We start from the raw sequence: 21,418 nt of genomic DNA, 5'->3' as shown, positions 1-21,418 counted from the left end.
AAGAAATAATTGTGAAAGGTGAGAGAATAATTTTGTATAAATCATTTAAAGTAGTATTAATATTATGTCTTTTCTTCGCCTTGTTAGGATGCGGCAATAAGCAGGTAGAAGAGAAAAATGGCTCTCTTTCTATAAATCAATCATTATTAACTGTAAATTCTACTAATGAAAATATTATTGAAAGATTAGAACAATTCTATTTTAAGACAAGTCGTCCTGCTGGAAAACAGCAAATGAAAAGTAATAAAGAAATGAATCAAGAGCAGCAAAAAGAAGAAAATAAAGATAGTCAAAAAGAACAAATGCAAAAAATAGAACTAAAAAAGAAAGAAGAAAAATGGAAAGGTTTAATCAATAAAATAGAACAGCTATTTAAAAATTGGAATCGCTATGAGAGTGAAAAATCTTTAGATACAAAGCAAGCTAAAAAAATTGAAAAAAAGATGAATCAATTAACCCAGCAGATTGAGAATAACGAATTATTAGAAGCTTTATTTCAGGCTAATGGATTAAATTTAGAATTTGCTAAATTATACAGACAATATTATAATAAAAAATTGAAGTCTACAATAGAAGAAATGCGCGTTTATGTGCGCAATATTGTTTATTTAAGTCAAATAGAGGGAGATAATCAAACACAACAAAGTCAGAATTTAAGAAAGCTAAAGTCAGGAGTAAATGAGTTAGAAGATTTAAAAATGAAAAAAGAGAATAAAGAACGAGTTAAAGAATTAAATCATTATCTTGAGGATTTAGAAGAGGTAATTACTACTCAAAATAATAGTGTGCTTAAAATCAAAGGTAATTTGATTTTAAATAAGTTGAATCAATTAAAATAATCCCTTCAAGAAGAAGGGATTATCTGAGATGAGTATTTAAAATTTTCTACCTACTATAATAGATAATTTACTATGTTCCACATCAACTGTATTTCCGGTTAAATCTTCAAATTCTCCATTATTAACAGAATAAGTTGCTTCAGCGACATACTGATTATATTGACCAAAAGTTAATCCTGCTCCTAATCCATAATATGCTCCACCATCTTGATCAATACTACTGATATTATCAATATCCATTTCATTATAGCCTAATTTAGCAATTAAATAGATTGGATTATTCATTAAATCATATTGAGCTAGACCATAAATTGGAATAAAATTGAAATCTACGTTTCCATAATCATCCACTGACCTATCTAGTTGATAAGCAATACCACCGCCAAAAGTCCATTGAGAAGTAACTGGAATTTTATATTCTCCAATTAAAGTTAATCCTAATTCAGTATCATCATCAATTGAATCTGTTTCAAGTTCACCAAGCACATCTGCCCCAATCTTTGCTTCAAAATGACTTGAATTCTGAGCTAAAGCAGTTCCGCTAAACACTAAAAATGCCATCACCAACATAAAAATAATCATTTTCTTCATAATTTTTTCCTCCTTTAAATTTATAAAAATAATAAAAATTAAAGCCTATTTTTAATCATGAACAATTTTGTTTTTTATTACTAGAATGTTCATTTTTTTATTGACTACTTATTTTTAATCTGTTACTATTAGAGTAGAGAAAATATTAAAACAATATATTACCTCATATAATCGTGAGAATAAGGCTCACAAGTTTCTACCGGGTGGCCAATAACTGCCTGACTATGAGGGAAGTGTACCTAGGGTCAACTATACTTTTTGGTCCAAGCGGTACAATTATACACCGAAGGGATAAAAGCCCAGGCGGGGAGGTTCTACTCTTAGTTTAGTAGAATCTGCCTGTCTGGGTTTTTTATATTAAAGTGTAGCTTCGAGATGTATGAGCAAGCATTTCTTCGTTTAGAAATTTAGGATGATTCGTCTAAAATTCACAAACTTAAAATGAATTTAGTTTAATCAAAATTGGAGATTAAACAATACAAAATTTATTTTAAGTTTGCTTCATTAAGACTCATTAACATCCTAAATTTAATGCCACTATGAAAAACTTGCTCATACATCTAATGATAGTCTTACTTTAAGTGCGGGAGCAGGGATATACCATTTTGAGGTTGCTTATTTTTTTGACTTTGATTTTGCATTTGACTTTAAAACTGTCTTACTGTCCAACTGTTTCACTGTCTTACTATAAAGTGAAGCTTTATATAGATATTATTTAATAAATCGGAGGGATATACATGAAAATTTTAGTAATTGGTAGTGGAGGAAGAGAACATGCTTTAACTTGGAAATTAAAACAGAGTCAGAAGGTTGAAGAAGTTTTTGTTGCACCTGGTAATGCTGGAACAGAAGAAATTGCTAATAATATTGCTATTGATGATACGGATATTAATAAATTAATTGAATTTGCTCAAGAGGAAGAAATTGCTTTAACTTTTGTTGGTCCTGAAGCACCTTTAGTAGAGGGCATAGTTGATAGGTTTAAAGCAGAGGGCTTATCAGTTTTTGGGCCAAATCAAGATGCAGCGCAATTAGAGGGTAGTAAGGTATTTTCTAAAAATCTAATGAAGAAATATGATATTCCAACAGCAAAGTATGAAACATTTACTCAAGCTGATGCAGCAATTGCTTACATAAAAGAAGAAGGAGCACCAATTGTAGTTAAAGCAGAAGGTTTAGCAGCGGGAAAAGGAGTTATCGTCGCTGAAACGACTGCAGAAGCAGTGGAAGCAGTGGAGACGATTATGGTCAATGAAAAGTTTGGAGAAGCAGGAACTAGAATAGTTGTAGAAGAGTTTTTAACAGGAGAAGAAGCAACGGTATTAGCTTTTACTGATGGAGAAACTATTGTGCCTTTAATTTCTTCTCAAGACCATAAGCCAGCTTATGATAATGACGAAGGTCCAAATACTGGTGGTATGGGTGCTTATGCTCCTGCTCCGATAGTAGATGATGAAATGTTATCTCAAGTAAAGGAAGAAATTTTAGAGCCGACTTTAGACGGATTAAAGCAGGAAGGCATTGAATATAAAGGTCTTATTTACTGTGGATTAATGATTGAAGATGGAGTGCCGAAAGTTTTAGAATATAATGTTCGTTTTGGTGATCCAGAAGCAGAAGCTGTCTTACCATTATTAGAAACTGATTTAGTAGAAATAGCTGAAGCAGTAAATAATAATCAATTAGATAAGATTGATATTCAATGGTCAGATAAAACGTCAGTATGTGTGATTATGGCTTCAGGCGGTTATCCGATAGATTATGAAACTGGTGAAGAAATTACAGGAATTGAAAAAGCAGAAGCTGATGAAGATACTATTGTTTTTCAAGCAGGAACAGCTAAAGAAAATGATAAGATAGTAACTGCTGGAGGACGAGTATTAGGTGTGACTGCTGTGGGTGATGGTTATGAGGATACGATTTCTAAAGCGTATGAAGGTGTAGAAAGAATTGAGTTTGCTGATGCTCATTATCGAACAGATATAGGAGATAAGGCGCTAGATAAGAATTAAAAGCTTAGAGTAGTTGATGTGATATTAAAAGATGTAGAGATTTGGCACTGCCAAGTCTAATGTAGATGATATTTTTCCAGTAAAGGGAGGAAGGGGATAAAATGAATCCACTAAAGCAAAAGATCGGAATTATTGGCGGCGGACAGTTAGGGAAAATGATGATTTTAGAAGCTAAAAAGATGGATTTTCAGATTACTATTTTAGACCCTACTGAGCATTGTCCAGCGCACAGTATTGCTGATGAGCATATCGTAGCAGATTTTGATGACCGCCAAGCATTAGAGCAGTTGGCCCAAAAGACTGATGTATTGACTTATGAATTTGAACATATCGGAGTAGATATCCTAAAAGATTTAGAAGCAGAGGGATATAGTATTTATCCAACTCCTAAAAGTTTAGACATCATTCAAAATAAATATAATCAGAAAGAATTATTAAAGAAGAATGCTTTACCTGTACCTGAGTATATCAAGGTAGAAGAGAAGAAAGATATTTATACTGCAGTGGAACAATTCGGTTATCCTATTATGTTGAAAAGTTGTACTGGTGGATATGATGGTAAAGGTAATTCTTTGATTGAGTCTGAATCTGATATTAAAGATTCGTTTGCAGAATTAGGAGCAGGAAAGAATTTGTTAATGGCAGAAAAATTTGTTCCTTTTACTAAGGAAATTTCAGTGATAGTTTGTAGAGGAAGAGAAGGGGAGAGTATAACTTATCCAATTGGGGAGAATAATCATGAGGAAAGTGTTTTAATTGAAACAAAAGTACCGGCTGATATTTCTACTGCTGTAGAAGAAACTGCTTTGGAATATGGACATCAGATTAGTGATGTCTTTTCAGCTGTAGGAATTTTCTGCATTGAAATGTTTATCACAGAAGATGAGCGGGTTTTAATCAATGAAATTGCTCCTCGGCCTCATAATTCAGGCCATTATTCAATTGAAGGATGTATTACTTCGCAATTTGAAAATCATATTCGTGCTATTGCTGGTCTGCCTTTAGGCAATACTGATTTAGTTCAAGCAGCAGTGATGCGTAACATTTTAGGTACTGCCCCGCAGGGTGAAGCTCAGGTATTGGGAAGTGAAGAGGTATTAAGTGTAGACAATGTTAGATTACATGTCTATGGTAAAAAGATTGCTCGTCCCGGCAGAAAGATGGGTCATCTAACTGCTACGGATAAAGATTTAAAAAGAGCTGCTGCTAAAGCTAAGCAAGCGCGCGAGGCAATTGAGATAGTAGGGGAAAAACAGTAAAACAGTAAGATAACCCTTGGGTTTTTAGTTGACGATATCTTGTGTAGAGATTTGGCACTGCCAAATCTATGTTTGGAATTAAATTTTATTGATTTTTTGAATTTGATTGTATGTTTTTAATTATCCATTATAAATTAAAAAGGGGTGCTTTTTTATGTCAGTTAAAGTAGGAATTATTATGGGTAGTGATTCGGATTTGCCTGTTATGAAAGATGCTGCAGAGTTATTAGAAGCATTTGAAATTTCTTATGAATTAACAGTTGTATCAGCACATCGAACGCCAAAACGTGTAGCTAACTATGCTGAACAAGCTGAAGATAAAGGAATTGATGTGATTATTGCTGGAGCTGGTGGTGCAGCTCATCTACCGGGGATGACAGCAGCAGAGACTTCTTTACCAGTGATTGGAGTGCCAATCAAAACTTCTAAGTTAAGTGGAGTTGACTCTTTATATTCAATTGTCCAGATGCCAGGTGGGGTTCCAGTGGCAACAGTAGGCATTAATGGTGCTAAAAATGCTGCTTTATTGGCAATTCAGATGCTTGGAGTAGCAGATAATAATATTAGACAGCAGATGAAAGATTATAAATCTGAAATGGCAGAGCAAGTTAAAGAAACTGCAGCAGAAGTTGAAGAACTTGGCTATGAAAAGTATTTGGCAAAGCAAAGCAACGAATAAAAAAGATTAATATAAAAATATCATTCGCTTTAAACTTGCATATTAACCTATAAACTGTTATTATAGAGATGAAAGTTAAATAATAGACGAACAATTCTCATCGTATATGTGCGAAAATATGGTTCGCACGTTTCTACTAGGGGCCGTAAACTCTCTAACTACATGAGAAGCTGGGCTAAGTATACCTAAATAGGCTTCTTGTGTAGGAGAAGTTTATTTAGGTTTTTTGTTTTTTAGTGGATATAATAATTTTTAATAAAATTAGGGGGCAAAATTTAAATGAAAAGAAATATTTTTGAGAATATCAGTCCTTTAGACCACAGATATTCTCTGAGAGAAAATGAATTTAATGACTATTCTACTTATTTATCGGAAAAATCAAAAGTAAAGTATCAAGCGCAAGTAGAATTAGCTTTAGTTAAAGCCTTAGCTAAAAGAGATATGTGTTCTACAACAGTGGTAGAAGAAGTAGAAACAGCAATTGAAGAATTAACTACTGAAGAAGTTTATGCTGAAGAGAAAAAGACTAAACATAATATTCGAGCTTTGGTTAACAGTATCCAAGCAAAAGTAAGCGATGAAGCTAAACCTTTTATTCATTTTACTACAACTTCATTTGATATTGTTGATACTGCTAATTCTTTACGTTATAAAAAGGCGGCGGAAGAATTAATTTTACCAACACTTAAAGAGTTAGAGAAATTATTAATGAACATAGCTTTAAGAGAAAAAGATACTGTACAAGTGGGAAGAACTCATGGCCAGCATGCTGTGCCAGTTACTTTTGGATTTAGTATTGCTGAATATGTAAGCCGTTTAGGGAACAGAATTCAAGAAATTGAAGCTAAAAGTGAACAATTAAAGGGTAAGATAGCAGGAGCAGTCGGAGCTTATAATGCAAGTCATCTGTTCTTTGAAGACCCTGAATCTTTTGAAGCAGATGTCTTAAATGAACTTGATTTAGAAGCAAGCAGTCATTCCACGCAAATTGTTGAACCGGAATATATGACCGATTTTGTTCATTCTTTAGTCTCTACATTTGGAGTAATAGCTAATTTTAGTGATGATATGAGAAATTTACAGCGGTCTGAAATTGCTGAAGTAGGGGAACACTTTGGTGAAGACCAGGTTGGTTCTTCCACTATGCCGCATAAAAGAAATCCGATTAATTATGAGAATGTAAAAAGTATGTGGAAAGAATTTATGCCACGGATGATGACTCTTTATCAAGACCAAATTTCGGAACATCAGCGCGATTTAACTAACTCTGCTTCAAGTAGGTTCATTCCTGAACTGATTGTAGGTCTTCTTGCCTCAGTTAATCGTTTAATTCGTGTTAGTAAGAAATTAGTTGTAGATCATGAGAATATCCAAAAGAATTTTGATCAAAATAAAGAAATGATAGTAGCAGAACCATTATATATTTTATTAGCATCTTATGACCATCCTGATGCTCATGAGGCGGTTAGAAAATTAACTTTAGAAGCGGAAGAGAAGGATAAAACTTTGCGCGAATTAGTAGTAGAAAAAGAGGAATTAAAACCTTATGTTGAGAAATTTAATGACAAGCAGAAGAAATTATTAACTAATCCAGCTAAATACATTGGAATTGCTAGTGAAAAGACAGAAAAAGTGGTTGAGAAGTATGCTGATGAATTAGATATAGAATTATCTATATAAAGTGTAGCTTCGAGATTACCCAGCAAGCATTTCTTCGTTTGAAAATTGAGGTTAATTCGTCTAAACTTGAGCAAATAATTTAAATTTAGTTTAATTAAATAGGAAATTAAACTATCAAAATTAAAATTATTTGCTCTTCGTTAAGACTCATTAATAACCTAAATTTAATATCACTCAGAAAAACTTGCTGGGTAATCTTAATGATAGTCTTACTTTAAGAGTGGGGGCAAGAACTGTACCATTTTGGGATTGCTTATTTTTTGATTGTGAGTCTTGGGTTTGTTTTAAATTTTTATTTTTTAGTTTTTAATTTATAAAATCTATTTATGATATAATACATAGGAGGCGAAAAAAATGGAAAAGAAAGAAATGATTTATGAAGGTAAAGCTAAAAAGGTATATAGTACTGATGAAGATGATAAATTGGTGGTTGAATATAAAGATGATGCTACAGCTTTTGACGGGCAGAAGAAAGGTCAGATTACTGATAAAGGTGAAATGAATGCTCAAATATCAACTATTTTCTTTGAGTTATTAGAAGAAAAAGGGATTCCCACACATTTCATTGAAAAATTAAATGAGACGGATATTTTGGTTAAGAAATTGGATATTATTTTAGTAGAGGTAGTAATGAGAAATATCGCTGCTGGTAGTTTAGCGGAAAGAATAGGTTTAGAGGAAGGTACTGCATTGCCACAGCCTGTATTGGAATTTTATTATAAAGATGATGAATTAGGCGACCCAATGATTAATCGTTATCATATCTATGCAGAAGAATTAGCTACTGCAGAAGAATTAGATGAAATCAGCGAATTAGCTTTTGAGATTAATGATATTTTAGTTGAATTTTTAGCAGAGAAAAATATTGATTTAGTTGACTTTAAACTTGAATTTGGAGTAGGAACGGATGGAAAGATATATCTAGGAGATGAAATTTCCCCAGATACTTGCCGCTTTTGGGATAGTGAATCAGGTAAGAAGCTTGATAAAGACAGATTCAGAAGAGATTTAGGAGAAGTAGAAGGAGCTTATCAAGAAATCATTAAGCGCTTAACAGAGTAATTAAAGGAGATGACAAGAGTATGACATGTAAGTGTTCTCAACAAATTGAAGTTTCTCAAGATAAAATGGAAGAAGAGTGCGGTGTATTTGGTATTTATGCTCCTAATAATGGCACTGATGTGGCTAATTTAACTTATTTAGGCTTACATGCTTTACAGCACCGGGGCCAAGAAAGTGCCGGGATTTGTGTTAATAATCACGGTGAGTTTAATCTGCATAAAGATATGGGACTAGTGACTAATATTTTTGATGAAGATAAATTAGAAGCTCTTAAGGGTCATGCTGCAGTAGGTCATGTACGTTATTCTACTACTGGTTCGAGCATGATGGCTAATGCACAGCCGTTATTAACTAATTCTATTAAAGGGGATTTAGCAATCGCTCATAATGGTAATTTAGTTGATGGAGCAGAAATGAGAAAAAACCTTGAATCGCAGGGTTCTATTTTCCATTCTACTCTTGATACAGAAGTGATTGCTCATTTAGTAGCGCGTTCTTTTAAGGATGATATTACTGAAGGTTTAAAACACAGTTTTCAACAGATAACAGGAGCCTTTAGTATTGTAGCGATGACTGAAGATTGTTTAATGGCTGCTCGTGATCCGCAGGGATTTAGACCATTATCTATTGGTAAACTAGGAGATAGTTATATTGTAGCATCTGAAACTTGTGCTTTTGATATTATTGGAGCAGAGCATATTAGAGATGTTAAACCGGGAGAATTAGTTGTAATTGATGATGAGGGCATTACTAGTACTTTTTATACTGAAAGAAAAGCAAGTAAATTCTGTGTCTTTGAATATATTTATTTTTCTCGTCCTGATAGTGTAATTGCTAATCAAAATGTTCATTTAGCCCGTAAAGATATGGGACGTCAACTAGCAAGAGAAATGGATGTTGAAGCTGATATAGTAGTACCTGTACCTAGTTCGGGAATTACAGCTGCTTTAGGTTTAGCAGAAGAATCAGGCATCCCTTATCAAAAGGGGATTTTACGTAATCGTTATGTTGGTAGAACATTTATTCAGCCGACACAAGAAATTAGAGATTTAAAGGTACGTATAAAATTAAATCCAATTGAAGATATTATTGAAGGACAGCGAGTGATTTTAGTTGATGACTCAATTGTAAGAGGGACAACTAGTCAACAAGTTATTAGAATGGTTAGAGAAGCTGGAGCAGCAGAAGTTCATTTAGCTATTTCTTCTCCACCAGTGCAGTATTCTTGTTATTACGGCATGGATACATCTCGTCGCCAAGAATTAATTGCAGCTCAGCATGATCTTGATGGGATTCGAGACCATATTGGGGCTGACTCTTTAACTTATTTAAGTATCGAGGGATTATTAAATTCCTTAGATGCAGATTGTGGTTTTTGTACAGCTTGTTTTGATGGAGATTATCCAATTGGCAAAGGGACGGGTAAGTTAAGTTTTGAATAATTGAGAATGGATAATGTAGAATTGACAATTAAAAAAACAATAAAATAATAAAAAAACGGTAAAGATATACTGTGTAGAGACTTGGCACCGCCAAGTCTAGGGTGTTGGGTTATTGCAGTACCGTCAAATTTTATGCATTTTGCAGATTTGGCATTGCTAAATCAAGATTTTGGTTATATATTTTTGAATTTAATTATCCATTATCAATTCTAAATTATAAATTAATTAATGTTTAGGTGGTGAATAGATTGGGATTAACTTATAAAGATGCAGGGGTAGATATTGAAGCAGGAGAAGAAACTGTTGATAAGGTTAAAAAGGATGTGGAATCTACTTTTAGTGATGAAGTATTGACTGGTTTAGGAGGTTTTGGGGCTTTATTTGCGCCAGATTTAAGTGATTATCAAGAACCTGTTTTTGTCTCAGGAACTGATGGAGTAGGTACTAAGTTAAAGGTTGCTTTTAAAACAGATAAGCATGATAGTGTGGGCATTGATTTGGTAGCAATGTGCGCTAATGATATTTTGGCCCAAGGAGCAAAGCCTTTATTCTTTTTAGATTATTTAGCGACAGGAGAATTGGATCCTGATGCTGCTGCGGAAGTAGTTAAAGGAATTACGACAGGTTGTAAAGAAGCAGGTTGTGCTTTGATTGGCGGAGAAACAGCAGAAATGCCTGATTTTTATTCAGCTGGTGAATATGATATGGCTGGATTTGTAGTCGGCATTGTTGACCGCGAAGAGATTATTACTGGTGAAAATATAGAGGTTGGTAATAAAATTATTGGTTTAGCTTCTAATGGAATTCACAGCAATGGTTATTCCTTAGTTCGTAAAATATTTTTCGATGTGCATGATTATTCAGTTGAAGAAGAATTAGATGGTTTAGATGGTACTTTAGGAGAAGAGTTAATAAAGGCAACTAAAATTTATGTTCAGCCAGTGTTAAAATTATTAGAAAAATATCAAATTAATGGCTTAGCTCATATTACAGGCGGTGGACTAGTTGAGAATTTACCACGTGTGTTAGCAGATGAAACTAAAGCTGTAATTGATACTAGTTCTTGGCAGCGCCCAGAAATATTTAATTTAATTCAGGAGTATGGAGAAGTAGAGACTAAAGAAATGTATCGTACTTTTAATATGGGCGTAGGCATGGCTTTAGTAGTGCCTGAAGACCAAGCTAATCAAATTGTTGCTGCAGCTGAAGAATTGGGAGAAGAGGCACATATAATTGGAGAAGTTAAAGCAGGGGACAATGAAGTGGAATTAGAAAATTAAGATTGGTGGGTGTAATAAATGTTGAAGATTGGTGTATTAGCTTCAGGACGTGGAACTAATCTACAGTCCATTATAGATGGGATTGAAAGTGGTGAAATTACAGCTGAGATTGAGTTAGTGATCAGTGATAATGAAGATGCAGGAGCGTTAGAGAGGGCCAAGAAACATAATATTGATAGTTGCTATATTAATCCAGCTGATTATGAAACAGACCAGGACTTTGAACAGGAAATGGTTAATAATTTAAAAGAGAAGGATGTAGAATTAGTAGTAATGGCTGGTTTTATGAGATTACTAAGTCCATACTTTATTAGGCAGTATAGACATCAAATCATGAATATCCATCCCTCTTTATTGCCTGCGTTTAAAGGACTTCATGCTCAAAAGCAAGCTCTTGATTATGGAGTTAAAGTGGCAGGTTGTACAGTACATTTTGCTGATGAAGGAATGGATACTGGGCCAATTATTCTGCAGGCCGCAGTAGAAGTAAAGTGGGATGACACAGAAGAAAGATTAGCTGCTCGTATTTTGGAGCAAGAACATAAAATTTATCCTGAAGCAATCAGATTGTATGCGGAAGATAAGTTAGAAGTAATTGATGGGAAGGTTAAGATAAAAGAGTAATTGTAAATTATCAATTAATTTAAGGGGAGTGACATGAGAATGGATAAGGTTAGACAAGCGTTAATTAGTGTATCTGACAAAGAAGGAGTAGTTGATTTTGCACAAGGTTTAGCAGATTTAGGTGTGACTTTAATTTCTACAGGAGGAACTGCACAAAAGTTAAAAGATGCTGGATTGGATGTAGTAGAGATTAGTGAAGTAACTGATCATCCGGAAATGATGAATGGTCGAGTTAAGACTTTACATCCTGCTGTACATGGTGGTATTTTAGCAGTTAGGGATAATGAAGATCATATGCAAGAAATTAAAGAGCAGGGAATTAAGCCGATTGATTTGATTGTTTGTAACTTATATCCTTTTGCTGAAACTATTGCTCAAGATGATGTTACATTAGATGAAGCTACAGAAAATATTGATATTGGCGGTCCGACTATGATTCGTTCTGCTGCTAAGAACTTCAAAGATGTAGGTGTGGTAGTTGATCCAAGTGATTATGATTCTATTTTAGCTGAATTAGAAGAAAATGAATGTGCTTTATCAGCTGATAAAAAATTAGACTTAGCGCATAAAGCTTTTCAACATACAGCTAGTTATGACAGCTTAATTCAAAAGTACTTAGGAGAAGTTAAAGATGAAGATAATAACTTGCCAGATACTTTATTAGAAAAATATAGTAAAAAGTCTGATTTACGCTATGGTGAAAATCCTCATCAGGATGCAGCTTTTTATCAAGAGCGGGAAACTAATGAACCTTCAATTACAACTGCTAAGCAGCTGCACGGAAGAGACTTGTCCTTTAATAACATCAATGATACTAATGGGGCGTTAGAATTAATCAAAGACTTTCCAGATCAGCCTGCAGCAGCAGTGATTAAGCATGCTAACCCTTGTGGGATGGCTACAGGAGATACTCTGCTAGAGGCTTATAAGGAAGCTCATGCAGGAGACCCATTATCAGCTTTTGGTAGTATTGTTGCTCTTAACGGTAAGATTACTGCTGAGATAGCAGAAGAAATAGCGCAAGAAGACAAGTTTATCGAAGTTGTAATTGGCCCAGAATTTACAGAGGAAGCAGTAGAAATTTTAAAAGAACGTTGGGATAGTGTTCGTTTATTAGAAACAGGAGACTTATATATTAATCGTGAAGAGCCTGGTTATGCTATGAAAAAAGTAGTTGGTGGATTATTAGTCCAGGAACGAGATATTGTGGAATTAGATGAAAGCGAATTAGAGATTGTAACTGATGTTAAACCAACTGAAGAACAATTAAAAGATCTATTATTTAGTTGGAAAGTAGTAAAACATGTTAAATCTAACGCTATTGTGATGGCCAACAATGAAATGGTTGTTGGTGTTGGAGCAGGACAGATGAGTCGAGTTGATTCGATGATGATTGCTGGACGGAAGGCAGATGGCAGACAAGAAGGCGGAGTAGTTGCTTCTGATGCTTTCTTCCCATTCCCAGATGCAGTAGAAGAAGCTGCTGAAAAAGGAATTAAAGCTATTATTCAGCCTGGCGGTTCAATTCGTGATGACCAAGTAATTGAAGCTGCTAATGAACACGGTATTGCAATGGTCTTTACTGGAAGAAGACATTTTAGACATTAATAATATATTTAATATAAAAAGACAGCCCTTTAAGGGCTGTCTTTTTATTATGACAAAGTTAAAATCGCAGATTTGTCTTTAGATGAAATGTTTTCATTATCTGTTAAGTTAATTAATTTAGCTAATAGTTCTGTACGATTAATTACATTAGATTTTTTGAATATTTTAGACAGATGTTTTTTGACAGTTTGAGGAGAAATGAATAATTTATCAGCAATCTGTTGATTATTCAATCCCCGAATAACTAGTTGTACAACGTCCCTTTCTCGCTTAGAAAAAAGAAATTTCTCTTCATTATTTTCAATTACTTGCATTAAACTATCTTTCTGTATTTTATTTAATTTGTGAATAATGATTAGTTTATATAAATGATTAGCTAGATGAGGCACTATAATTTTGAGATAAAGTAATTCTCTTTCACTAAAATCTGATACATTTTTGCTGCGGATTAAGACTAATGAACTTAATAGTTTATCTTTATAATGAATGTCGCTAACTGCCATATAATGAAAATTATTTTGCTTATGAAAATCATTAAAGTATTCAGTTTTCTTCCATTTTTTATAATCCATAATATCTGTACTTCGTTTAGGAGTAGGGGTGTCTAATGCCTTATCCATAAAACCATCTAGTTGATAATAATGACTCATATAATCTTGATGTGTTTTTTCAGAAATATGATATCTATAAGATATAGGAGTTAGCCTGTTTTGTTTATTATAAAAAATGAAATGACCGTGTTCAAAAGGAATAATAGGGAGAAGAGATTTTAAAATGTTATTGCAAAACTCTGATAATTCTAGATAAATCCCCATCTCTTTGACAAATTCATTGATTAAGAACCATTCATCCAAATTTATTTTTTTCATAATATCTCCTCACAATCACATATAGGTATAATGTTTATATTTCGACAAAAGAATACATTTACCTGCAAAATACTACTTTTGGGTACTAACAAATAGTTGCTAAGAATAGTAAAATTAAATCATAATAGGGCTATAATATTCTGTGAAAATAAAAAAAGGGGGGATGAATATGAAAATAAAGCGGCTCATACTTATTATTTTATTAATAATGACTGTATTTTTAGCAGCTTGTTCTAGTGATTCGGATTTAAAAAAATATAAATTAGAAGTTACTATAGAGGGTGAAGGAACAGTTAAACCTGGAGCTGGTAATTATAATAAGAATAAAGAATTAAACCTAGAAGCTATCCCAGAAGAGGGCTGGGAATTTCTTAAATGGGAAAGTGATATCACCGGCTCTTCTAATAAAGCAACTTTAGTTATGGTTAGTGATAAATTTATTAAAGCGATTTTTAAAGGGAAAATTAGTTTCAATTCAATACCTGATCAAGTTGTAACAATCACTAATCCAATTTCTTTTAAGGTAGAGGCAGTTGACCCTGATGGAGATAGTTTAACTTATAGTGCCAGTGGTGATTTAGCACAATATTTTAATAAACAAACTCAAGAATTTGCTTGGACTCCTAGCAAAACTGATATTGGAGAATATGAGTTAATAGTTAGTGCTACAGATGGAACGGATACTGTAACCGAGACAATAACTATAATTGTAAAAGAGACAAATAAAGCCCCTCAATTAGTTACAATAGGAAATAAAAATGGGGAAGTGGGAGAAGAAATTTCATTTATAGTGAGTGCGAGTGATAGTGATGGAGATGATTTAAGCTATAGTGCAAGTGGTGATGTAGCTGATAAGTTTAATGCAGCTACACAGATTTTCACTTGGACTCCAGTAGTTGGTGAGGAAGGAAATTATAGTTTAACTATTGAGGTTAGTGACGGAAATTTAAGTGATAGTGAAACTATTATAATTAGTATAGGAGATGTTAATCAGCCTCCATTGGCTAATGAGGATACTGTGAATGTAGATGAAGATAAAAGTGTAACAATTGATTTATTAGCTAATGACAGTGATCCTGATGGTGATAGTTTAGTTATGACCGAAGTAACTAATGGGAGTAATGGTTTAGTAGTAGATAATGAAGATGGAACGGTAACTTATACTCCAGATGAAAATTATAATGGTATAGATACTTTTAATTATACAATTAGCGATGGAGAATTAAGTACTTCTACTGAAGTTGAAGTTACTATTAATCCCGTTAATGATAGTCCAACTGCAATTGATGATATGGCTACAGTTAATGAGGATGAGATAGTTATTATTAATGTTTTAGAAAATGATAGTGACCTCGATGATGACAGCTTAGTTATAACCCAAGTAACTAATGGGAGTAATGGTGCAGTAATAGATAATGGGGATGGTACAGTAACTTATACTCCAACTATTAACTTTAATGGTACAGATACTTTTAACTATATAGTTAGTGATGGAGAATTAACTGCTACAGCTGAAGTAGAAGTGACTATTAATCCGATTAATGATACTCCAGTGTTAACTGCAATAGGAAATAAGAGTGTTGATGAAGGTGAACTATTAGAATTTATCGTTAGTGCTAGCGATATAGATGGAGATGATTTATCTTATAGTGCTAAGGGAGATGTAGTTGATAAGTTTGATAGCAGCACCCAAACTTTTAGTTGGACTCCAAGTTCTGAAGACGCTGGTAACTATAGTTTAACTATTGATGTTAGTGATGGTAATTTAAGCGATAGTGAAACTATTACAATTAGTGTGGGTGATGTTAATCGTTATCCAATAGCGGTTACTGATATAATTAGTGTTGAGGAAGATAAAAGTGTAACAATAGATTTATTAGCTAATGATAGTGACCCAGATGGCGATGATATTAGTTTAACCCAAGTTAATAATGCAAGTAATGGAACCGTAATAGATAATGGAGATGGTACAGCAACTTATACACCTGATGCAGACTTTGCTGGAACAGATAGCTTTAGTTATACAATTAGTGATTCCCTAATTACAGCAACAGGAACTGTGGAGCTAACAATAACAGCAGTTAATGATGCTCCAGTATTAGCTCCAATAGAAAACAAGAGTCTTAAGGAAGGAGAACTATTAGAATTTATGGTTAGTGCTAATGATATAGATGGAGATGATTTATCTTATAGTGCTAAGGGAGATTTAGTTGATAAATTTGATAGTAATTCAGGAGTATTTCGTTGGAATCCAGATTATGATAGTGCTGGTCAGTATAGTTTAATAATTAAAGTAAGTGATGGAGTATTAGATGATAGTCAAAGTATAGAAATTAACGTAGCTAATGAAAATAGAAGTCCTACTGCAGTTAATGATGCGGGCACAACTGCTGAAGATAATAATTTAACTATAGATTTAATCAGTAATGATAGTGACCCTGATGGAGATAAGCTAACTGTTATTCAAGTTAGTGATGGTACAAATGGAACAACAACAAATAATGGAGATGGAACAGTAACTTATATTCCAGATCAAAATTATAATGGTACAGATAATTTTAGTTATGATATAAGTGATGGTAATGGTAGTACTGCAGCAGCAGTAGTAGATATTACAGTAACAGCAGTTAATGATGCTCCAGTATTAAATGCAATAGGAAATAAGAGTGTTAATGAAGGGGAGCTATTAGAATTTACAGTCAGTGCTAGTGATATAGATGAAGATAACTTAACTTATAATGCAAGTGGAGATGTGGCTGATAAGTTTGATAGCAGTACAAAGACTTTTACTTGGACTCCAAGTCCTGATGATGAAGGAAATTATAGTTTAACTATTGATGTTAGTGATGGTGATTTAAATGATAGTGAAACTATAACAATTAGTGTAGGAGATGTGAATCGGGCTCCAGTAGCAAGTGATGATACAGTTAACGTAGATGAAGATAATAGTGTAGTAATTGATATATTAGCGAATGATAGTGATCCTGATGGAGATAGTATAAATCTAATAGGAGTTACTGATGGAAATAATGGAACAGTAGTAGATAATGGAGATGGGACAGTAACTTACACACCAGATGAAAATTATAATGGTGCAGATATTTTTAATTATACAATCAGTGATGGAACTTTAACAGCAACAGGAGAAGTAAAGGTGACCATTAATTCTGTAAATGATATTCCAACAGCAACTAATGATACAGTTGAAGTAGCAGAAGACGACGTTATTGTGATCTATCCACTTATTAATGACAGTGATCTAGATGGTGATAATTTGCTTATTGATGCAGTTTCTACAGTAACTAATGGAACAGCAGTAGATAATGGAGATGGGACAATAACTTATACTCCAAATAGCAATTATAATGGAAGTGATAGTTTTAGTTATGATATAAGTGATAGTAATGGAGGAACAGCGACAGCAGCAGTAGATATTACAGTAACAGCAGTTAATGATGCTCCAGTGTTAAGCGCGATAGGAAATAAGAGTGTTAATGAAGGAGAACTATTAGAATTTACAGTCAGTGCTAGTGATATAGATGAAGATAACTTAACTTATAATGCAAGTGGAGATGTGGCTGATAAGTTTGATAGCAGCACTCAAACTTTTACTTGGACTCCAAGTTTTGATGATGAAGGAAATTATAGTTTAACTATTGATGTTAGTGACGGTGATTTAAATGATAGTGAAACTATAACAATTAGTGTAGGAGATGTGAATCGGGCTCCAGTAGCAAGTGATGATACAGTTAACGTAGATGAAGATAATAGTGTAGTAATTGATATATTAGCGAATGATAGTGATCCTGATGGAGATAGCATAAATCTAATAGGAGTTACTGATGGAAATAATGGAACAGCAGTAGATAATGGTAATGGAACAGTAACTTATACACCTAATGAGAATTATAACGGTACAGATAGTTTTAATTATGATATCAATGATGGCAGAGGCGGCACAGCTACTGGAGCAGTTAATATAACGATTAATGCAATCAATGATGATCCAATAGCAGTAGATGATAGTGCTACAGTAGATGAAGATGGGTCAGTCTTTATAGATGTATTTGCTAATGATACAGATGTAGATGGCGATCTAATTGGTTTTGATAATTTGTTTCCTCATGGTTCAGCAAATAATGGTTCAGTTAGTATAGAAGGTTTAGGAGAAGGTATAAGATATAAACCAGATGCAGATTATAATGGAAGTGATAGTTTCACTTATAATATAAGTGATGGTAATGGAGGAACAGCAACTGGAAGAGTGAATGTGACTATTAACGCAATAGATGATCCTCCTGTGATAGATTCAATTACTGATAAAAGTGTAGATGAAGGTCAAAGATTAAACTTTACAGTAACGGCCAGTGATATAGAAGGAGATACGATTACTCTAAGTGTTAATAATTTACCTGTAGGTGCTAATTTTGACCTTGATACAGGAGAGTTTGATTTTACTCCAGATTATAGTCAATCCGGAGAGCATTTAGTAACTTTTGTAGCAACAGCAAATGGAGAGTCCAGTAATGAATCTACAGTTATTACAGTAAATGATGTAAATAGAGCTCCAACAGCAGAAGATGACAGTTTTGCTACTGATGAGGATACGGCTAAAACTATAGATTTAACAGATTTATTATTAAATGATAGTGACCTAGATGGAGATAGCCTAAGTATAGTAGGAAGTACAGCCCCTGCTAATGGAACAGTAGTAAATAATGGTGATGGCACAGTAACTTATACTCCAGATGCTAATTATAACGGAACAGATAGTTTCACCTATGATATCAGTGATGGTAGTGGTGGAAGCGATACTGCAACAGTAGATCTAACAATTAATCCGATTAATGATTTACCAGTTGCAACTAATGATAGTGTAACAGTAGATGAAGACGGTTCAATCCTAATAGATATAGTAGCTAATGATACAGATATAGATGGAGATACAATAAGTATAACAGGATTTACTAGTGGAACAGATGGAACGGTAGCGCAAGAGGGAGATAGTTTAAGATATACGCCAGACGCAGACTTTAATGGTAGTGATAGTTTCACCTATGATATAGGCGATGGTATGGGAGGGATAGCAACAGGAACAGTGGATGTAACAATTAATGCGGTTAATGATGTGCCGGTTGCTGCTGATGATACAGCAGAAGTCGACCAAGATAGTACAGTACTAATAGATGTACTAACTAATGATAGTGATATAGATGGAGATACAATAAGTATAACAGGATTTACTAGTGGAACAGATGGAACGGTAGCGCAAGAAGGAGATAGTTTGAGATATACTCCAGATGCAGGATATACAGGCACAGATAGTTTCACTTATGATATGGAAGATGGCAATGGTGGAACAGCAACTGCTACAGTAAATTTAACAGTTAATGCTACTTCTATCTTGTCAATGGATATTGATGAACCATCTGGTGATACAGGATATATTGAAGTTACTATAGCTAATTCAGGAAGTTATCAGATTGTAACTAGTTTTTATGAACAAAGTTGTGATACTGCTGTAATGTTATATGATAGTTCCCAAAACCTAATTGCTTCTAATGATGATTATGATAGTATGTATGGCGAATTACACAATCAAAATCTAGCAGCTGGAACTTACTATGTAAGAGTGCAGGAATTTTCTTTAGCTCAGTTATATTGCCATTTAGAGATTAGTCTTGAAAATTAAAATATAAAATAAAAACCATTTGTTATCATAGCAAATGGTTTTTTTATAAAAATAATTTCAAAAAATTAACTATAGAGAAGGGATATTTTAAGTTTTAATTAATATAATATGTACAAGGGTATTTTATATTACATAAGGAGGTATTCACAACGACATGGAAATTTTAAAAGTAGCTACAGATTCTAATCCAAAAAGTGTAGCTGAAGCATTAGTGAACACTTTAGAAGAGGAAGAATACGCTGAATTGCAGGCAATTGGAGCTGGAGCAGTAAATCAAGGAGTCAAGGCAGTAGCTATTGCTAGAGACAAAATAGAAACAGAAGAGATTAACTTAACTTGTATTCCAGCTTTTATGGATGTAGAGATTGATGGTGATGAAAGAACTGCTATTAAATTGATTGTAGAAGTAACTGAAGAATGTTAAAAAATCATTTCTAATTATCCAGCCGCGAGGCTGGTATTATTTTTTGTATAGTAAATATTTAATTTGGTACTATAGTAAAAATTATGATATAATATTAATAACAATAATCATTATCAAAAATATAAAATCTTAAGAAAGTAGATAAGATTTCTGAATTGACTGCTAATTAAAACACTACACAAGGAGTGGTTAATAATGGAGAAAAACGTTGGTCAATTAGACAAAACAGCTCGAATTATTTTAGGGATTACATTAATAGTCGTCGGAATTGTAACTAAAAGTTGGTGGGGAGCAATTGGAATTGTGCCGTTAATTACTGCTTCGTTAGGTAATTGTCCTCTTTATTCAGTCTTAGGAGTTTCCACTTGTTCTAAAAAAGAACAAAAATAGCGGAGAAGGGTGCTAGTCAACTGACTAGCACTTTTGCTTTTATTCAAAGCTAAATTTAATCAAGCAACAGCTCAATGAATTTCTGACTAGCAGTAGAAAAAGGGATTTTTTCATTAGTCACTAAGCCTAGATTTCTTGTAGTTAATTTTTCTTGTAAATTAACAGTAAACAAACCTCTTTCTTCGCTATCAAGACAGTATTCAGGAACAAAAGAAATTCCCAGCCCTATTTTAGCCATTTCAATTAATAAATCTATACTGCCTAATTCTACTTCTGGATTCAGTTCAACTTCGAATTCATCCATTAACTGATTAAAGAATGTCCTGGTCGTAGTCTTTTCTTCTAACATTAAGATAGGATAATTAGCTAAGTGTTCTAATTTGATTGTCTCTTGATTGAGTTCATTATATTTTGGCCCAGCAATAAAGACATCTTTAAATGAGAATACTTTAGTAACTTCCATCTGTTCAGTGATTTGTTGATTAGGTAGATTAGTAATGATTAAATCAACAGCGCCTTCTTTTAATAATTCTACACATTTAGCAGAAGTACGATTAGTAATTTGAATGTGAATTTGAGGATATAGTTCATGAAACTGTTTCAGGTAGGGCAGCAGAAAATATTTGCAGATAGTATCGTTGGCCCCAATATGGATTTCTCCTTTTTTGAAGGAATTAATATCTTGAATGTTCTGTTCTCCGTTTTTAATTAAGTTAAAAGCTGGTTTAATATGCTCAAATAAAGTTTTACCTTCTTTAGTTAAAGTTACTTGCTTAGTGCTGCGGATAAATAATTTTGTATCTAGTTCTTCTTCTAATGTTTTGATTGATTGACTAACTGCTGATTGAGAAATATATAATTTTTCTGCTGCTTTGGAAAAGCTTAAGTGATTAGCGACATGGTAGAAGACTTTGTATAATTCGTAGTTTACGTTCATGTTTTTTCCTCCAATTAACAATTGATAATG

General features: G+C 33.4%; 16 protein-coding genes and 2 riboswitches. Of the genes, 13 read left to right on the top strand and 3 right to left on the bottom strand.

What is annotated here, in order from left to right; genetic code table 11:
* Positions 1-32: 32 nt before the first annotated feature.
* Positions 33-839 carry a hypothetical protein gene (locus JOC47_RS12120; RefSeq protein ID WP_204702344.1) on the top strand — a complete coding sequence of 269 codons (807 nt, stop codon included), beginning with the start codon at positions 33-35 and terminating at the stop codon, positions 837-839.
* Between the two features lie 36 nt (positions 840-875).
* Here JOC47_RS12120 and JOC47_RS12115 read toward each other — a convergent pair whose 3' ends face one another.
* Positions 876-1,430, bottom strand: coding sequence for an outer membrane beta-barrel protein (locus JOC47_RS12115; RefSeq protein ID WP_204702343.1), 555 nt, complete (start codon positions 1,428-1,430; stop codon positions 876-878).
* A 143-nt stretch (positions 1,431-1,573) separates the two neighbouring features.
* Positions 1,574-1,675: riboswitch (purine riboswitch) on the top strand.
* Positions 1,676-2,167: 492 nt separating this feature from the next.
* On the opposite strand from JOC47_RS12115, the gene purD reads away from it, so the two are divergent.
* From purD to purH, 9 genes are all read left to right on the top strand, one after another.
* Positions 2,168-3,442, top strand: coding sequence for a phosphoribosylamine--glycine ligase (purD, locus tag JOC47_RS12110; protein WP_204702342.1), 1,275 nt, complete (start codon positions 2,168-2,170; stop codon positions 3,440-3,442).
* Positions 3,443-3,543: 101 nt separating this feature from the next.
* A complete protein-coding gene (locus tag JOC47_RS12105; RefSeq protein WP_204702341.1) occupies positions 3,544-4,701 on the top strand; it encodes a 5-(carboxyamino)imidazole ribonucleotide synthase in 1,158 nt (385 codons plus the stop codon).
* Between the two features lie 154 nt (positions 4,702-4,855).
* Complete coding sequence (gene purE / locus JOC47_RS12100; RefSeq protein ID WP_204702340.1) at positions 4,856-5,380, top strand: 5-(carboxyamino)imidazole ribonucleotide mutase; 525 nt, start codon at positions 4,856-4,858, stop codon at positions 5,378-5,380.
* 79 nt (positions 5,381-5,459) lie between these two features.
* Positions 5,460-5,561, top strand: a riboswitch (purine riboswitch).
* 98 nt (positions 5,562-5,659) lie between these two features.
* Positions 5,660-7,060, top strand: a complete 1,401-nt coding sequence (locus JOC47_RS12095; protein WP_204702339.1) for a lyase family protein — start codon at positions 5,660-5,662, stop codon at positions 7,058-7,060.
* 354 nt (positions 7,061-7,414) lie between these two features.
* A complete protein-coding gene (purC, locus tag JOC47_RS12090) occupies positions 7,415-8,122 on the top strand; it encodes a phosphoribosylaminoimidazolesuccinocarboxamide synthase (protein WP_204702338.1) in 708 nt (235 codons plus the stop codon).
* 20 nt (positions 8,123-8,142) lie between these two features.
* On the top strand, positions 8,143-9,564 hold the full coding sequence (gene purF, locus JOC47_RS12085) for an amidophosphoribosyltransferase (protein WP_204702337.1): 1,422 nt from the start codon (positions 8,143-8,145) through the stop codon (positions 9,562-9,564).
* A 248-nt stretch (positions 9,565-9,812) separates the two neighbouring features.
* On the top strand, positions 9,813-10,844 hold the full coding sequence (purM, locus tag JOC47_RS12080) for a phosphoribosylformylglycinamidine cyclo-ligase (RefSeq protein ID WP_204702336.1): 1,032 nt from the start codon (positions 9,813-9,815) through the stop codon (positions 10,842-10,844).
* A gap of 18 nt (positions 10,845-10,862) precedes the next feature.
* The gene (purN, locus tag JOC47_RS12075) at positions 10,863-11,468 is read left to right on the top strand and encodes a phosphoribosylglycinamide formyltransferase (protein ID WP_204702335.1); all 606 of its coding nucleotides are present in this window, start codon (positions 10,863-10,865) and stop codon (positions 11,466-11,468) included.
* Positions 11,469-11,507: 39 nt separating this feature from the next.
* Positions 11,508-13,076, top strand: coding sequence for a bifunctional phosphoribosylaminoimidazolecarboxamide formyltransferase/IMP cyclohydrolase (purH, locus tag JOC47_RS12070; protein WP_204702334.1), 1,569 nt, complete (start codon positions 11,508-11,510; stop codon positions 13,074-13,076).
* Between the two features lie 47 nt (positions 13,077-13,123).
* Here purH and JOC47_RS12065 read toward each other — a convergent pair whose 3' ends face one another.
* Positions 13,124-13,945 carry a helix-turn-helix transcriptional regulator gene (locus JOC47_RS12065; RefSeq protein ID WP_204702333.1) on the bottom strand — a complete coding sequence of 274 codons (822 nt, stop codon included), beginning with the start codon at positions 13,943-13,945 and terminating at the stop codon, positions 13,124-13,126.
* Between the two features lie 169 nt (positions 13,946-14,114).
* Here JOC47_RS12065 and JOC47_RS12060 point away from each other — a divergent pair, with 169 nt between their 5' ends.
* The 3 genes from JOC47_RS12060 (at position 14,115) to JOC47_RS12050 (ending at position 20,451) form a co-directional block, all read left to right on the top strand.
* Positions 14,115-19,637, top strand: coding sequence for a tandem-95 repeat protein (locus JOC47_RS12060; protein WP_204702332.1), 5,523 nt, complete (start codon positions 14,115-14,117; stop codon positions 19,635-19,637).
* A gap of 154 nt (positions 19,638-19,791) precedes the next feature.
* Positions 19,792-20,061, top strand: coding sequence for a stage V sporulation protein S (locus tag JOC47_RS12055; RefSeq protein ID WP_204702331.1), 270 nt, complete (start codon positions 19,792-19,794; stop codon positions 20,059-20,061).
* 195 nt (positions 20,062-20,256) lie between these two features.
* Positions 20,257-20,451, top strand: a complete 195-nt coding sequence (locus JOC47_RS12050) for a YgaP family membrane protein (protein WP_204702330.1) — start codon at positions 20,257-20,259, stop codon at positions 20,449-20,451.
* Positions 20,452-20,506: 55 nt separating this feature from the next.
* Here the strand turns inward: JOC47_RS12050 and JOC47_RS12045 are convergent, their stop codons facing one another.
* Complete coding sequence (locus JOC47_RS12045) at positions 20,507-21,388, bottom strand: LysR family transcriptional regulator (RefSeq protein WP_204702329.1); 882 nt, start codon at positions 21,386-21,388, stop codon at positions 20,507-20,509.
* Positions 21,389-21,418 lie beyond the last annotated feature (30 nt).

The organism is Halanaerobacter jeridensis (assembly GCF_016908315.1).
In the GTDB taxonomy this organism is placed as follows: Bacteria; Bacillota; Halanaerobiia; order Halobacteroidales; family Halobacteroidaceae; genus Halanaerobacter; species Halanaerobacter jeridensis.
The sequence above is the reverse complement of the archived record's forward strand: the minus strand, read 5'-3'. Positions and strand labels throughout refer to the sequence as shown.

Excerpts from the sequence above, each read along its gene's own strand:
- JOC47_RS12060 (WP_204702332.1), top strand. The coding sequence starts at position 14,115 with ATGAAAATAAAGCGGCTCATACTTATTATTTTATTAATAATGACTGTA.
- purD (WP_204702342.1), top strand. The coding sequence starts at position 2,168 with ATGAAAATTTTAGTAATTGGTAGTGGAGGAAGAGAACATGCTTTAACT.
- purN (WP_204702335.1), top strand. The coding sequence starts at position 10,863 with ATGTTGAAGATTGGTGTATTAGCTTCAGGACGTGGAACTAATCTACAG.
- JOC47_RS12115 (WP_204702343.1), bottom strand. The coding sequence starts at position 1,430 with ATGAAGAAAATGATTATTTTTATGTTGGTGATGGCATTTTTAGTGTTT.
- JOC47_RS12065 (WP_204702333.1), bottom strand. The coding sequence starts at position 13,945 with ATGAAAAAAATAAATTTGGATGAATGGTTCTTAATCAATGAATTTGTC.
- purC (WP_204702338.1), top strand. The coding sequence starts at position 7,415 with ATGGAAAAGAAAGAAATGATTTATGAAGGTAAAGCTAAAAAGGTATAT.
- JOC47_RS12050 (WP_204702330.1), top strand. The coding sequence starts at position 20,257 with ATGGAGAAAAACGTTGGTCAATTAGACAAAACAGCTCGAATTATTTTA.
- JOC47_RS12045 (WP_204702329.1), bottom strand. The coding sequence starts at position 21,388 with ATGAACGTAAACTACGAATTATACAAAGTCTTCTACCATGTCGCTAAT.
- JOC47_RS12055 (WP_204702331.1), top strand. The coding sequence starts at position 19,792 with ATGGAAATTTTAAAAGTAGCTACAGATTCTAATCCAAAAAGTGTAGCT.
- JOC47_RS12095 (WP_204702339.1), top strand. The coding sequence starts at position 5,660 with ATGAAAAGAAATATTTTTGAGAATATCAGTCCTTTAGACCACAGATAT.
- purE (WP_204702340.1), top strand. The coding sequence starts at position 4,856 with ATGTCAGTTAAAGTAGGAATTATTATGGGTAGTGATTCGGATTTGCCT.
- purF (WP_204702337.1), top strand. The coding sequence starts at position 8,143 with ATGACATGTAAGTGTTCTCAACAAATTGAAGTTTCTCAAGATAAAATG.
- purH (WP_204702334.1), top strand. The coding sequence starts at position 11,508 with ATGGATAAGGTTAGACAAGCGTTAATTAGTGTATCTGACAAAGAAGGA.
- JOC47_RS12105 (WP_204702341.1), top strand. The coding sequence starts at position 3,544 with ATGAATCCACTAAAGCAAAAGATCGGAATTATTGGCGGCGGACAGTTA.